The organism is Oculatella sp. FACHB-28, assembly GCF_014696015.1.
In the GTDB taxonomy this organism is placed as follows: Bacteria; Cyanobacteriota; Cyanobacteriia; order Elainellales; family Elainellaceae; genus JAAUTN01.
This window is the reverse complement of sequence record NZ_JACJPJ010000090.1, coordinates 101,957-115,641: the sequence shown is the minus strand read 5'-3', so window position 1 is coordinate 115,641 and position 13,685 is coordinate 101,957. Positions and strand designations below refer to the sequence as shown.

The following is a 13,685-nucleotide window of genomic DNA, read 5'->3' as shown; positions in this document are numbered from 1 at the left end:
CAATGGTAAATCAAGAATATCGCGACCGACTGAGGCACGGAGTAGAAGAGTGGAATAAGTGGAGAAAGCAGAACCCAAAGGTAAGGATTGACTTCAGCGGTTCTAACCTTAGCTTTGCTAACCTTTGTTTTGCCGACCTTAGCTTTACCGACCTCAGTTTTGCTGACCTCAGATATGCCAACCTCGCAGGTGCCGATCTCGCCTATACAGATCTCACCCATGCTTACCTGACTGATGCCTACTTAATTGATGCTGACCTTAGCTTTGCACCTCTACAAGGCTAACCTCTACAAGGCTAACCTCCACAAGGCTAATCTCAGTGATGCCAACCTCACCGGTGCTAACCTCATCGGTGTTAATCTCAGTGATGCCAATCTCAGCGCTGTCAAAGCTTTAGGCACGAATTTCCATACTGCTACACTAACAGGAATTTGTACCGAAAACTGGAATATTAACTCTCAAACCAACTTGCAAGAGGTTACTTGTAAGTACGTTTTTACTAAGCATGATGATGAGCAATTTCAGTTTACCGATCGCCGTCCCCACGACCTCAACCAAATATTTGCTCCAGGCGAATTCACCAAACGCTATCAAATCGTTCTGGAGTCAGTAGAGCTGTTCTTCAACGACGGCATTGACTGGAAGGCTTTTCTTGCTTCACTGGAAAACGCAAAAGCAAAATATGGGGATGATCTCAATATTCAGAGCATTGAGAAAAAGTTAGGTAGCTCACTTGTAGTGCGACTGGAAGTACCCTCTGACACGGATAAAGGTTTATTTGAGCGAGGGTTTAAAGAGCTATATGAAACCGCTTGTCAAATTGCTGAAACACAATACCGTGTTCAACTGCAAGCGAAGGATCGTGAAATTGAGATCTATAAGCAGCAAAATGCAAACCTTTTTGAATTGGTTAAGCTAGGGGCAAGTAGACCTATCACAGTTGAGGCAAAAGCTGTGGCAGAGAACCATTCGAGTTCAGCAACCTACAATACGACCGTACATGGCAACGTTGGAAATCTTGCCAACAAAATGCAAGACCAAGCATCGCAGCAAACTAACCAATACATCGGTGCGAACCTGAACGAGATCACTGCTCTGATTCACTCCCTCCGAGGCAAGGCAGAGTCCTTCCCAGAAGCGCAACGGACTGACGCAATTAGATCATCTGGAGGACCTAGAAGCTGACCTGGAGCAATCCTCAGAGAAGCGCAAACAGAGCCGAATGAAAGCTACGCTACTGGCACTTATCGGGATTGCCACAGCCATTAGTAGTGCAGTTGCCGGAGCCAATGAGTTTGCAACGCAAGTACAGGAACTCTCAGACAAACTAGGTATTCCTCTTCCCATCGAACAGGTTGAACCTCAATTCCAACAGAAGGATACGATCGCTGTGAAGGCAACTGGCTCAGATTGAAGAAAGCCATTAGCCCTTATATCCCTTTGAGGAATTCCTTGAACCAGCGATTTCGTCGGAGGTAGAGGAATAGAGCGATCGCCGCTCCCAAAACAACAATCAAAATAATGGGTTGCCAGTCAGGTTGGGGTTGCTCAGCGGTGGAGTAACTGCTGTTCTGCTCGTTTAGGATAAAAGGTCTGATAAACAAAACAGAGAGGAATCCAATCAGAATCGAAACCGCAAACGAGAATGAAGCCGATGGTTTTCGGGGCGATCGCTGGGGTGCTTGGGGAGATATTAATGGAACAGGCTCAGTAGGTATTTGACTGGGGAGTGGTGGAATCGAAGGACTAACTGATGGTGGCAAAGGAACTGGAGGAATGCGTTCTGATGGTAAAGTCGTCTCTTGCTGCGATCGCTCCAACTTCTGTTTCAGCTCCTCTATAGTTTGCTTGAACTCCTGATTACTAGCCTGAAGTTCTTCTCGCTCCCGCTGAATTTGATCGCGTTCCTTCTCGACTTCCTCCAATTCCTTTTGCGCCTTGGCGGTGTCCTTCAAGACGGTGGTGAGCAGCACCAGGGCAGTTAACCCAGAGTAGAAGGCAGCCCATCGAGTCGATGGCTCCAGCACCCAGGCGATGAATCCACCCACGATCAGAAAAGGGATGGAAAAGATTAGATAGCCCCACGACCAGCGAAATACGGGCTGCGATCGCAGATTATAGAGCCTCAAAGCTTCTGGAGCGGCTGCCCCAACGCAACCAATCCAGAAATTGGGGTCAATGTTCATGAGTTTGGGCGGCAGGTAACTGAATTGCCCTGATCATATTCTTTGACAACAAAAAGACCTAGCATCGCTGCCAGGTCGAGAGTGTAGTTCTTGCAAGGAATTTCCAATGACACATCGAAAACGTGAGTTTATGGTTCCCAGACTGCAAGGCTAACTCACAGCGATCGCCCACAAAAAAACCTGACATTGCTGCCAGGTCTAGAGAGAAAACCCATGACAAATCAAAAACGTAAGCTTATGGTTCCCAACCCCTGATGCGCCTAACATTGTTGAAGCAGAAGAATAGTAACCTCTAAATTGAGGAACGGCTTCGATTTGCGTCAACGATCATTTGCTCAAACTCGAATAGGTTGGGGTTGGAGGCGTTTACGGTGGCGCGTAGCCAGTGAACGTTTGGGGAGCCGAAGGTTTCGACGCGGGTGAAGTTTTCCAATGGCGGAATTCCTTCGTGGGTGAAGTGCAGCAGCGGTTTGTCAATCCGAAAGTAGTGGCTGTCTCCGTGAACTAGAACCACTTGCCCCCGAAAGTTAAAGGTTTCAGTTTCTAAAGCGCCAAGGAAATCGTTGAAGCCGGTGCGTTCGGCTGGCTCTAGCTCAAAGTTTGGGTTTGCCTGGATGATTAACATAATGCCGCGATCGCCATTTTGCTTGGCCAACGTAAAAGCCTCCTGCATCCAGGCTAAATTGGCTATGTTCCGTTCCCGATATTCAGCATCGCCCTCGGGTGTGCGTCCAAAGCCGTTGTTGCTTCCTGTCACATTCAGCCCGACAAACAGCACGTCACCATAGCTCCAGCGCACATTTTCTCGGAACTTTGCAAATCGGGAGTTTTCGCTTTGTCGGCTCAGAGACAGCGTTCGTTTGCCCAAACTCTGGTTGCCTTGGGTAAACAGGTCGCGAAATTTTTCCAGTCGCTCAAGTGGGTCATAGCTGCCATTGCTTTCGCGGTAGCAGTCCGTCCACTCGTTGTCACCAGGGACGTAAATCAAAGGCAGTTCAAACCGATCAAATAGTTGCTTACGTTGGGCAAATACTTCATCACTGCACAAATCAGTACCGCTCTTGAAGTCACCATCATGCACCACAAATCTGGAATCTGATTGGTTAATCTGGTCAGTCAAATTGCCAAATTTCTCAATCTGGTCATTGTCATAAGGCAAATCGCCAATCAACGCAAAAGAAAATCCCTCACCTTTCTGGCTAAACGATGGGTGAGCAACTGCCCACAGCCCCAAACTGATCACCAAAGTAGACAAAAAAGCAATTAGAAAAGCCTGTGGGCGCATTTAACCTCCTAAAGCCATATGACAAGCTGCATGAATTCCTATTTAGTCATAGCCAAAGAACTTTAGGGAAAGAGTAATAAATTGCGGATGCAGAACTTGAGGGACTTAAACCTTGAGAGACTTAGCCAACGCAAAACCCAACGTCAGATGCGCTAGTGTAAAAACAGAGCCTCAAATTAGAAGCTTTGAATCATAGATAAAAAGCCTTGAACGATATAGAGGAGTCCCATGAGTCAGACGATTACCCCACCTCCCACAGAACTGAGTAATCCTGAGCTTCGCCCATCGAGTGCGAAAGTGGCAATCGCCCCTCCTCCTGGTTTTTTCTCTGGCGAGTTTGTGCAGGAAACGCTGGCACTCACGCGGCGGCTATTCATTCAACTTCAGCGACGACCCAGCACCCTGATTGCCGGAATCATTCAACCTTTGATGTGGCTGGTGCTATTTGGCGCACTGTTCCAAAACGTTCCTCAGGGATTATTTGGTGAAAGTGCCAATTATGGGCAGTTCTTGGGCGCAGGAATCATTGTCTTTACCGCCTTTGGTGGAGCGCTAAACGCCGGACTGCCAGTCATGTTCGACCGCGAGTTTGGTTTCCTTAATCGGCTGCTGGTTGCTCCCTTGGCTTCGCGTTTTTCCATCGTTTTGGCATCGGCAATCTTTATTGCGACGCTAAGCATGGTGCAGACGGTTTCGATCGTTGCCCTTAGCGCATTTCTCGGTGCAGGCTTGCCAAATCCGCTGGGTCTAGGACTGGTAGTGGCGATCGTGCTGATGCTGGTGCTGGGTGTAACGGCATTGAGCTTAGGGCTGGCGTTTGCGCTACCGGGGCACATTGAGCTAATTGCCGTGATTTTTGTCACGAACTTGCCGCTACTGTTTGTCAGTACTGCTTTAGCACCGATAGAGTTTATGCCAGGTTGGTTACAGACGGTGGCTAGCCTAAATCCACTCACTTACGCGATTGAACCAATCCGCTATATCTATGTTCACAGCGATTGGTCGTTAAATAGCATCATTCTTCATGCTCCATTTGCAGAGGTGACCTTGGGAATGGCGCTGATTGTGCTGCTGGGTTTTGATGCGATCGCCCTCCTCAGCATCCGTTCCCTGCTTCGCCGTTCCTTTGCTTGATTTTCCTCAAATTGGGCGATCGAATTTGGGCAAGTTGCCAGAGTGAATTATCCAATTGGGAGCAAGTTCTCATCAATTTCCGTCTTGAATAGTGTTGACCAAACAATTTGGTATTTGAGCTTAGTTCTATGAAGACTGCATTTCTGATAACACTCCTGCGTTCTACTTCTGCTGTGCTGATGGCTGTGGGAGTTTTGGCTACAGCATCCCTCCAACCGAGTGTGGCTCAAACGGTTGACCAGTTAGACAACTCTCTGAGTGGAGATGGCGACAGTTCTGATCCTTTCTCAGGCAGGGGCAACCAGTCTGGTAGTCTGCTTGACCTGATCCACCGGGTCACCCTAGGGAATGATCGCACTCCGTCTGAATACAACTCGACGCAGCAAGAAAACCTGGGGACTGCAGCTACAGACTTTCGCACTCGACAACTAGAACTTTTGCGCCAGCAAAACCAAAATCAGCCTGGAACCCAAGAATCTAGCGAGACTCCAGCGGAAAGCAACTAGGGCTCAACGCTCCTATACACTTACTGTCGCCGTCTCCCACCTTCCACCCTTGCATCTCCCCTTCTATGGCACAGATAGACGACGTGCTGAACTTTTGGTTTGCCGACCCTCAAACGGGACTGGCTAACTATGATCAATGGCGCAAGGTCTGGTTTATTAAGAATGCGGCGTTTGATCAGCAGGTGCGCGATCGCTTCCTCACCACCTACGAACAAGCAGCAGTAGATCAACTTGACCACTGGCAAGATTCCCCCCCTGGCTGTCTAGCATTAATCCTGGTGCTAGATCAGTTTCCCCGAAATATGTTTCGCCGCGATCCCAGGGCTTTTGCGACTGATTCAAAAGCTGTGGAGACAACGCAAAGGGCGATCGCCAGAGAATTTCACCAGCAGCTAAAACCGCTTCAACAGCTTTTTCTCTACCTGCCGCTAGAACATAGCGAAAACTTAGATCCCCAAAACCGGTGCGTTGCTCTGTTTCACAAACTCGTCACAGACCATCCAGAGTTGGGCAAAGAGTTTGAAGACACCTATTCTTACGCAGTCCGGCATCAGGCAATAGTCAAACGCTTCGGACGGTTTCCCCACCGCAACGAAATTTTGGGACGAGAAACCACACCCGAAGAAGCAGAGTTTCTGAAAGAACCTGGTTCTTCTTTCTGAGCTAACGGCACTAAATCCTGACTTCTTCTACTTCATACGCAAGCGCGTCGGTTTTGGTGTGTTGTACCACACAATCTCGCTAACCCGTATGGAGGAGGGCAAAGAGAGCATTCAGTGAGACGGTAATAAATGTCGCTAAATGCGATTCGCTCTTCCCACAGGACACATCTCAAACTGTCCCACACTTAGCCATTTGATTAAGCTATTCTTCCAGTTCTCCAAAACGCTGAAATGATTGTTATCACCCGATCTCCGGTCTATCTATTAGAATCAGGTGGGATAAAGCTCACTGGCACAATCACAGAACTTCAACCACCTTCTCCTCAGAACTGAGGTTTCCGAAGAATAATAGTTTTATACCCAACAGGGAGTTTGCACAGTCTCTCTGGAGATTCCAAGCTAATCAGAATCCTCGTAGGTAATTCATGAAATCCTCTATCCGCCGTTCTATTGCTGCCCTTGCCATTGCTGCATCTACTGCAATGGGTAGCATCGCGATTCCCTCTAGCCCAGCGATCGCCGTCACCTTTGAGCAGCAAGAAGTTAACCAAACAGAATTCCTTGCAGTCGCCGCCCCCCGCACTTCTGCTGGCACTTCCCACTACCTCGTCGTCATGCGGCAGAGAAGCAATGCCCGTCCCTGCTGGGGTGTGTCAGGCTCAAACCCAACAATTGTTGACCCACTCTGGCTTAACTTTGACTTCACCGGAATCTGCGGTCGTAGCCTAGATAGCAACGGCTACTCTCTTCGTGCCGCAGGTGAAGATTTGGGCTTGCAGTACAGCCTTCGCGTCGTCAACCGAAGCGGTGATCTGACCTTGGTCGCTGCACCCAACCGCCCAGGTGGACAGCAAATCGAAATCGCTAAAGCAAACGGCACAACTACTGGCTTTGCCAAGCTTAACCTCAACCCAGGCTGGCGCTTTGCTGAGCGCTCGTTCCAGGGAAGAGGCACAGGACACATCTACATTGCCACAGATACCCCACTTGCTCAGCTGACTACTCCGGGTACAGGCACTCCTGGCACAGGCACTCCTGGTACAGGTACCCCAGGCACAGGCACTCCTGGCACGGGCACTCCCGGCACAGGTACTCCTGGTACAGGTACCCCAGGCACAGGCACTCCTGGCACAGGTACAACCTTCCGTGATGTTGCGGGCGACACCTATGCGAACGAAATTCAGCGAGCTGTCAACGTTGGTTTCATCTCAGGTTTCTCTGAAGACAACACCTTCCGGCCACGTTCTCCTCTGACCCGTGAGCAGCTTGTCTCACTGGTTCTAGAATCGCTGGATCGAGTACCTAATCTTAATCTGACCATTCCTACCCAAACCAGCAGCAGACCTTATCCAGATGTAGATGCGTCTCGTTGGAGTGCCGCTAAGATTCAGTTTGCTCGTGCTAACAACATCATCAGCGGCTACGAAGACGGTACTTTCCGTCCTACCCAACCTGTTACACGGGCTGAAATGATTGCAGTACTGAGCAGAGCCGCTCAATACGGTCAAAACCTGCAAGGACGCGGTACTCAGCTCCAATCGCAGCAACCCAGAACCTTCTCTGATACTTCTGGACACTGGGCTGCTCAAGTGATCAGCCAGATGTCGGGTTACTGCGGCGTTGCCTCTCCAGTGAATGAGACGGGAACTGCCTTTAGTCCCAATAGTCAAGCACTGCGTAACTACGCTGCTGCTGCCACCTTGCGGATGTACAACTGTCTCTCTGGACAGCAGCCTCAAACACAGCCACCTCAAGGCGGAACTGGACAGCAAACCCAGCCACAGCCGACCCCAGGTGGTACTGGACAGCAAACCCAGCCGACGCCGACCCCAGGCGGAACCCGACAGTAAGTGAGCTGGCGTTAGGTAGCGTCCTCTAAATGCTACCTTGCAGAGTTCAAATTGCTCCGGATGGCAGAGTCGAGTCCAGGAAAAGGAAAAATTAGGGGCAAAATGCTTTGCCCCTCTGATTCTCTTAAAACTTACGCAATCCTCCATAGAACAAGGGCTTAAAACTCTTGTTAGTATGGCGATCGCTTAACTTTTACTTGTGTAAGTCCTGTCTCCTAATCTGCATTGGTTCTCAGCATCCAGACGATGTCCCTCAACCTTCTGCTTAGCAAAGGCACAAAATCTACCTGGATGTCGTCATTCTGATAGATCGGGCTTTGGTTCTCCCCTCACTCAATTCACCTAAATTAAAACAACCAAGGAAACTTAAATGAAAAAGTGCATCCCAGTTCTATTGCTCGGTGTCGCCCTTGCGGCTGGTGCTCTTCCTGCTCAGGCTCAGGATGCTGTACCTGCTGCACCTCTGTCTGTTGAACAATCGCAAGATTTGACAACGACTGCGCAGGATTTTGTCGATAACCTGGTAGCAGGTGACTACAACGCTGCGCTTCAGATGTATGACCCTGCTGTGAGAACGAGCATCACCACCGACACTCTGCGTCAGGGTTGGGAAGAAGCCATTGCTGCAAATGGAGCATTCCAGCGCGTTGTTGGTGTTGAAACCCAGGCACTAGAAGAGTCCGCAGACGGTTCTTACATTGCGATCGTCACGACCGAATTTGAGAACGGCACGGTTGATTTTCTCGTAAACTTCACGGGCCAAAATCAGATTGTTAGCATTTTCCCAGTGGCTGAATAGAGCGTTCTAGACGAGCCAGAATCTATCTAAAACGGGGTGTTGGAATGACCTTTACGGATTCCAGCACCCCGTTTTAATAGCTGCTTTAATCAAAATTCGTTAGGATGCCATCAGTAGATATTCGCAAGAACTCAATAATTTCTCAGTTGGCTGGTGTTTCTTTAGGAATGGCTGCTGAAACTCTTTATGGAATTTCAAATTAAGGCTCCGTTTGAACCGACAGGCGACCAACCCACAGCGATCGCCCAACTCGTATCAAGCATCAATGCAGGGCACCGTTTCCAAACCCTGCGTGGCGCAACCGGAACAGGCAAAACCCATACGATGGCAAGGGTGATTGAAAAAGTGGGTCGCCCGACGCTCGTGTTGGCGCACAACAAAACGCTGGCAGCGCAGCTCTGTAATGAGTTGCGCGAGTTTTTCCCAGACAACGCAGTTGAGTACTTCATTAGCTATTACGACTACTATCAGCCCGAAGCCTACATTCCCGTTACTGACACCTACATTGCCAAGACTGCTTCAATCAACGACGAGATTGACATGCTGCGGCACTCGGCAACGCGATCGCTGTTTGAACGGCAAGACGTGATCGTCGTCGCTTCGATTAGCTGCATTTACGGTTTGGGAATTCCCTCGGAATACCTCAAGGCCTCGATTCCGTTTCGAGTGGGCATGGAGGTTGATCAGCGGCAGGTTTTGCGCGATCTGGCATCAGTGCAGTACGAGCGAAATGACCTGGACGTCGGACGCGGCAAGTTTCGGGTCAAGGGCGATGTGCTAGAAATTGGCCCAGCTTATGAAGATCGCCTGATTCGAATTGAGTTTTTTGGCGACGAAATTGACGCAATTCGCTACATCGACCCCATCACGGGCGAAACGTTGCAAAGCATGGAAGCGCTGAACGTCTATCCAGCTCGTCACTTTGTCACGCCGGATGAGCGGCTGGAAGTGGCCTGTGACGCGATTCAGCAGGAATTGCGCGATCGCCTGGAAGAACTAGAAAAAGACAACAAGTTGCTAGAAGCACAGCGGCTCGAACAGCGCACTCGCTACGACCTGGAGATGCTGCGCGAGGTCGGCTACTGCAACGGCGTTGAGAACTACGCTCGTCATTTGGCAGGACGCATTCCAGGCTCACCGCCAGAGTGTTTGCTCGACTATTTTCCTGATGATTGGTTGCTGGTGATCGACGAGTCTCACGTCTCAATTCCGCAAATTCGAGCGATGTACAATGGCGATCGCGCTCGTAAGCTCGTCCTGATTGAACACGGATTTCGCCTGCCTAGTGCTGCCGACAACCGTCCGCTCAAAGCTGAGGAATTCTGGGACAAGGTCAAGCAGTGCGTATTCGTTTCCGCGACTCCTGGCGATTGGGAAGTAGAAATCTCTGAAGATAGCGTGATCGAGCAGGTGATTCGCCCAACTGGAGTAGTCGATCCCGAAATCTTTGTACGCCCTAGCGAAGGACAAATCGACGATCTGCTGGGTGAAATCCAGACGCGCATCAGCCGCTCAGAGCGCACCCTGGTGACGACTTTGACTAAGCGAATGGCGGAAGACCTAACCGAATACCTCCAGGAACGGGGCATTCGAGTTCGCTATCTGCATTCTGAAATCAACTCGATTGAGCGCATCGAGATTCTGCAAGACTTGCGCGAGGGAGTCTTTGACGTGCTCATCGGAGTGAACCTGCTGCGGGAAGGTCTGGACTTACCGGAGGTGTCGCTGGTAGCGATCCTTGATGCTGATAAGGAAGGATTTTTGCGGGCAGAGCGATCGCTTATTCAAACCATCGGTCGCGCCGCTCGTCACGTTCAAGGGCAGGCTATTCTTTACGCTGACAATCTTACAGACAGCATGGCCAAGGCAATTAGCACGACAGAACGTCGCCGCGAAATCCAGATAGAGTACAACATCAAGCACAACATCACGCCGCAGCCCATCGTCAAAAGGCAGCGAAATTCGATCCTCTCTTTCCTAGAAGTCTCCCGACGGCTGAATGCTCAAGAGCTAGAGGTTGCCTACGAACATGCTGACGATCTGCCGCTAGAAAACATTCCGGAACTGATTACCCAGCTTGAAAGTCAGATGAAAGATGCAGCCAAGCGGCTGGAGTTTGAAGAAGCAGCTAAGTTGCGCGATCGCATCAAGCACCTGCGCGATAAACTCTTAGGCAAACACTGAAGCCACTCCCGACTGAAATTGATATCTTGTTCGAGGTTGATATTTTCTACGTGGTGCTTGCCAGGTCTAAAAGCATGGTCGATTTGACAGTAGCCATTCCCACCTACAACGGTGCCCAGCGTTTGCCAGATGTACTAGAAGCACTGAAATCCCAAACGGGCACTGAAGCTTTTACCTGGGAAGTCCTCGTCGTTGACAACAACAGTCGCGACACAACAGCCGAAGTCGTCAAAGTCTATCAACAAGACAGCCCTTACCCAGTCCGCTACTGTCTTGAAGCCATGCAGGGGGCTGGCTTCGCCCGCAAACGCGCCATCCAGGAAGCTCAAAGTGAACTAATCGGCTTCCTGGATGACGATAATATTCCCCAGGCAAACTGGATTGCTGCCGCCTACGCTTTCGCTCAAGAACATCCAACCGCAGGAGCGATCGCCAGTCGAATTCAAGGAGAGTTTGAGGTCGAACCACCCGAAGAGTTCAACCGCCTTTTGTCCTTCTTGGCGCTAACCGAACGCGGACCTGATCCGCTAATTTATGAACCTGCCAAAAAAGTGCTGCCCCCCTCGGCTGGGCTAGTTATCCGCAAACAGGCATGGATAGAAAACGTGCCCGATCGCCTGATCCTAAACGGTAGAGTTGATGGCAACATGCTGACTGCCGAAGATTTGGAGATGCTTTCCTACATCCAGCGATCGGGCTGGGAAATTTGGTACAACCCAGCAATGCAGGTGCGCCACAAAATTCCTAAGCAGCGACTAGAGCGGGAATACTTAATTCCATTCTTTCGCGGCATTGGCTTGAGCCGCTACGTTACTCGAATGCTCAGCGTTAAACCCTGGCAGCGATCGCCCGCCCTGATTGCCTACACACTCAACGATATTCGCAAAATCACCTTACATCTGCTCAAACACCGCACGAAAGTCAAAACTGACCTCGTTGCAGCCTGCGAATTAGAGCTATTTACTAGCAGCTTAATCAGTCCTCTTTATTTGTGGAGAAAAGGCTATTTAAGCTCTAAGAAAACATAAAATTTAGCAAGAATAGGCGGTTTGTATTACGAGAGTTACTAAGTTAATATAACTACGAAGGTAGGCGGGGATGGGGATGCAAGTCGATTTTACGGTGGCTATACCAACCTACAATGGCGCAAAGCGGTTGCCTATCTTGTTGGAACGACTGCGATCGCAAATCAACCCCGACCCAATCCACTGGGAAATCCTGATCGTTGACAACAACAGCACCGACGAAACCGCGCAAATTATTCAAAACTATCAATCAAACTGGAACCAAAATTTCCCCCTCAGATATTCCTTTGAACCGGAGCAGGGAGCCGCTTTTGCCAGACACCGCGCTGTACGCGAAGCAAAAGCAGACCTAATTGGCTTCCTGGATGACGACAATTTACCTGATTCCAATTGGCTTTCAGCCTCCTATTCTTTTAGCCGAAAATACCCGAAAGCAGGAGCCTACGGTGGTCAAATTCACGGTGAATTTGAAGTGGAGCCACCCGCAGATTTCAACCAGATTCAGGCTTTTCTGGCAATTCGAGAGCATGGTCCGAACCCTAGCCGTTTTGATCCCGATAAACTTCAACTCCCTCCGGCGGCCTCGTTAGTCGTCCGTAAGCAAGCCTGGAACGACGTTCCACCCCGCCCAAACTTAACAGGTAAGCTACCTGGCTTATTTATCCAGGGTGACGATTATGAGCCGTTGCTTTACATACACAAAGCTGGCTGGGAGATTTGGTATAACCCCGACATGCACACCTATCACCAAATCCCGCGTCAGCGCCTCGAAAGAAGCTATCTGCTGATGCTGGCTCGTGGCTGCGGTTTGGCTACTTATCAATTGCGAATGATCAATGCTACGCCCCAGCAGGCACCGCTAATTTTCACCAAAACTTTGATTGGAAATCTGCGGCGAATGCTCATGCACCTGCTTAAATATCGGGGGAAACTTAAAACTGAGCTCATTCCAGCATTTGAAATGGCATTCTACCGAGGCAGTTTAGAAAGTACGTTCTTCTCTTTCAGAAAACCTCAAAATAAATAGCTATATGACATGCCTTTAATATCCGTTGTTATTCCAGCCTATAACGCTGAGAAAACCATTAAAAGCACCGTTGAATCAGTTCTAGATCAGAGCTTCTCAGATCTTGAGCTGATTGTGATTAACGATGGGTCTAAAGACTCAACGCTTGATATTCTTTCTAATATTAAAGATTCTCGCCTTAAAGTTTTTTCTCATTCAAATTCTGGTCCCCAAATCAGTCGTAATCGCGGCATCAAGGAAGCCACTGGTGAATATATTTCCTTCCTGGATGCGGATGACCTATGGACACCCGATAAGCTTGAGTCTCAATTCAACGCACTTCAGGCTAACCTCGAAGCGGCTGTTGCCTATAGCTGGACAGACTGGATAGATGAGAGCGATCGCTTCCTCCGTCGAGGCACTCATATCAGTGCTACAGGCGATGTATTTGCTAAATTACTGCTCATTGACTTTGTAGAAAGTGGTTCCAATCCTCTCATTCGCCGCCCTGCTTTAGATGCAGTTGGTAGTTTCGATGAAGCTCTTGTTGGGGGGCAAGACTGGGACATGTGGCTGCGTCTATCAGCTAAATTTCCTTTCACCGTTGTCTCAGCGCCTCAAATTTTGTATCGTAAATATCCCAACTCCAACTCATGGTCCAACAACGTAGAGAGACAAGAAATCGGTTTCAAGCGAGTTATCGAGAAAGCGCTTTCCGAAGCTCCTGATTCGGTAAAGCGCTATCAGAAAGACATCATTTCTAATCGCTACAAATGTCTGATTGTGGATGCTTTAGAACGACCCGCGGGCAGAAAACGTGCTCTGACAACCGCTAGATTTCTTTGGATTGCTCTAAAGAATGATCCGTCTTTACTTCGTGCAAGAGTTTTAGCTAAAGTCGTTTTGAAAACTGCCTTAGTAGGAGTACTGTCCGATCGCCAAGCACAAGCTTTGTTCAATAAATTAGGCAACCTTTCTGATGTGAAAGCGCTGCACGGGTATTTGCGATTAGATCCGTCTTAAATCAGGGAAAAATGTCTGAGGAGTT

General features: G+C 49.3%; 14 protein-coding genes. 12 read left to right on the top strand and 2 right to left on the bottom strand.

Annotated features, from left to right (window positions below; genetic code table 11):
• Window positions 1-2 precede the first annotated feature (2 nt).
• The 3 genes from H6F88_RS23665 to H6F88_RS23655 are packed head-to-tail and all read left to right on the top strand — an operon-like array spanning window position 3 to window position 1,414.
• Complete coding sequence (locus H6F88_RS23665; protein WP_190645188.1) at window positions 3-284, top strand: pentapeptide repeat-containing protein; 282 nt, start codon at window positions 3-5, stop codon at window positions 282-284.
• Window positions 250-1,185: a pentapeptide repeat-containing protein gene (locus H6F88_RS23660; RefSeq protein WP_190645187.1), complete on the top strand. Its 936-nt coding sequence runs from the start codon at window positions 250-252 to the stop codon at window positions 1,183-1,185. The genes H6F88_RS23665 and H6F88_RS23660 overlap by 35 nt, the downstream gene beginning before the upstream one ends.
• Window positions 1,186-1,222: 37 nt before the next feature.
• Window positions 1,223-1,414, top strand: a complete 192-nt coding sequence (locus H6F88_RS23655) for a hypothetical protein (RefSeq protein WP_190645186.1) — start codon at window positions 1,223-1,225, stop codon at window positions 1,412-1,414.
• Window positions 1,415-1,430: 16 nt separating this feature from the next.
• Here the strand turns inward: H6F88_RS23655 and H6F88_RS23650 are convergent, their stop codons facing one another.
• Both H6F88_RS23650 and H6F88_RS23645 read right to left on the bottom strand, forming a co-directional pair.
• Window positions 1,431-2,186, bottom strand: a complete 756-nt coding sequence (locus H6F88_RS23650; protein WP_190645185.1) for a hypothetical protein — start codon at window positions 2,184-2,186, stop codon at window positions 1,431-1,433.
• A gap of 292 nt (window positions 2,187-2,478) precedes the next feature.
• Complete coding sequence (locus tag H6F88_RS23645) at window positions 2,479-3,471, bottom strand: metallophosphoesterase (protein WP_190645184.1); 993 nt, start codon at window positions 3,469-3,471, stop codon at window positions 2,479-2,481.
• Between the two features lie 228 nt (window positions 3,472-3,699).
• Here H6F88_RS23645 and H6F88_RS23640 point away from each other — a divergent pair, with 228 nt between their 5' ends.
• The 9 genes from H6F88_RS23640 (at window position 3,700) to H6F88_RS23600 (ending at window position 13,660) form a co-directional block, all read left to right on the top strand.
• On the top strand, window positions 3,700-4,605 hold the full coding sequence (locus H6F88_RS23640; protein WP_190645183.1) for an ABC transporter permease: 906 nt from the start codon (window positions 3,700-3,702) through the stop codon (window positions 4,603-4,605).
• Window positions 4,606-4,733: 128 nt separating this feature from the next.
• Window positions 4,734-5,111, top strand: coding sequence for a hypothetical protein (locus H6F88_RS23635; protein ID WP_190645182.1), 378 nt, complete (start codon window positions 4,734-4,736; stop codon window positions 5,109-5,111).
• Between the two features lie 65 nt (window positions 5,112-5,176).
• Window positions 5,177-5,773 carry a DUF924 family protein gene (locus tag H6F88_RS23630; RefSeq protein ID WP_190645181.1) on the top strand — a complete coding sequence of 199 codons (597 nt, stop codon included), beginning with the start codon at window positions 5,177-5,179 and terminating at the stop codon, window positions 5,771-5,773.
• Window positions 5,774-6,198: 425 nt separating this feature from the next.
• Window positions 6,199-7,623 (top strand): DUF3747 domain-containing protein, encoded by a 1,425-nt coding sequence (locus tag H6F88_RS23625; protein WP_190645180.1) that lies wholly within the window; start codon window positions 6,199-6,201, stop codon window positions 7,621-7,623.
• A gap of 370 nt (window positions 7,624-7,993) precedes the next feature.
• Window positions 7,994-8,422 carry a DUF3887 domain-containing protein gene (locus tag H6F88_RS23620; protein WP_190645179.1) on the top strand — a complete coding sequence of 143 codons (429 nt, stop codon included), beginning with the start codon at window positions 7,994-7,996 and terminating at the stop codon, window positions 8,420-8,422.
• Window positions 8,423-8,608: 186 nt separating this feature from the next.
• A complete protein-coding gene (gene uvrB / locus H6F88_RS23615; RefSeq protein WP_190645178.1) occupies window positions 8,609-10,606 on the top strand; it encodes an excinuclease ABC subunit UvrB in 1,998 nt (665 codons plus the stop codon).
• Window positions 10,607-10,680: 74 nt separating this feature from the next.
• Entirely contained in the window at window positions 10,681-11,634 is a 954-nt protein-coding gene (gene hpsE, locus H6F88_RS23610; protein ID WP_190645177.1) for a hormogonium polysaccharide biosynthesis glycosyltransferase HpsE, read from the top strand.
• 76 nt (window positions 11,635-11,710) lie between these two features.
• Window positions 11,711-12,658, top strand: coding sequence for a hormogonium polysaccharide biosynthesis glycosyltransferase HpsE (gene hpsE / locus H6F88_RS23605; RefSeq protein WP_190645176.1), 948 nt, complete (start codon window positions 11,711-11,713; stop codon window positions 12,656-12,658).
• 9 nt (window positions 12,659-12,667) lie between these two features.
• Window positions 12,668-13,660, top strand: a complete 993-nt coding sequence (locus tag H6F88_RS23600) for a glycosyltransferase (protein WP_190645175.1) — start codon at window positions 12,668-12,670, stop codon at window positions 13,658-13,660.
• Window positions 13,661-13,685: the final 25 nt, after the last annotated feature.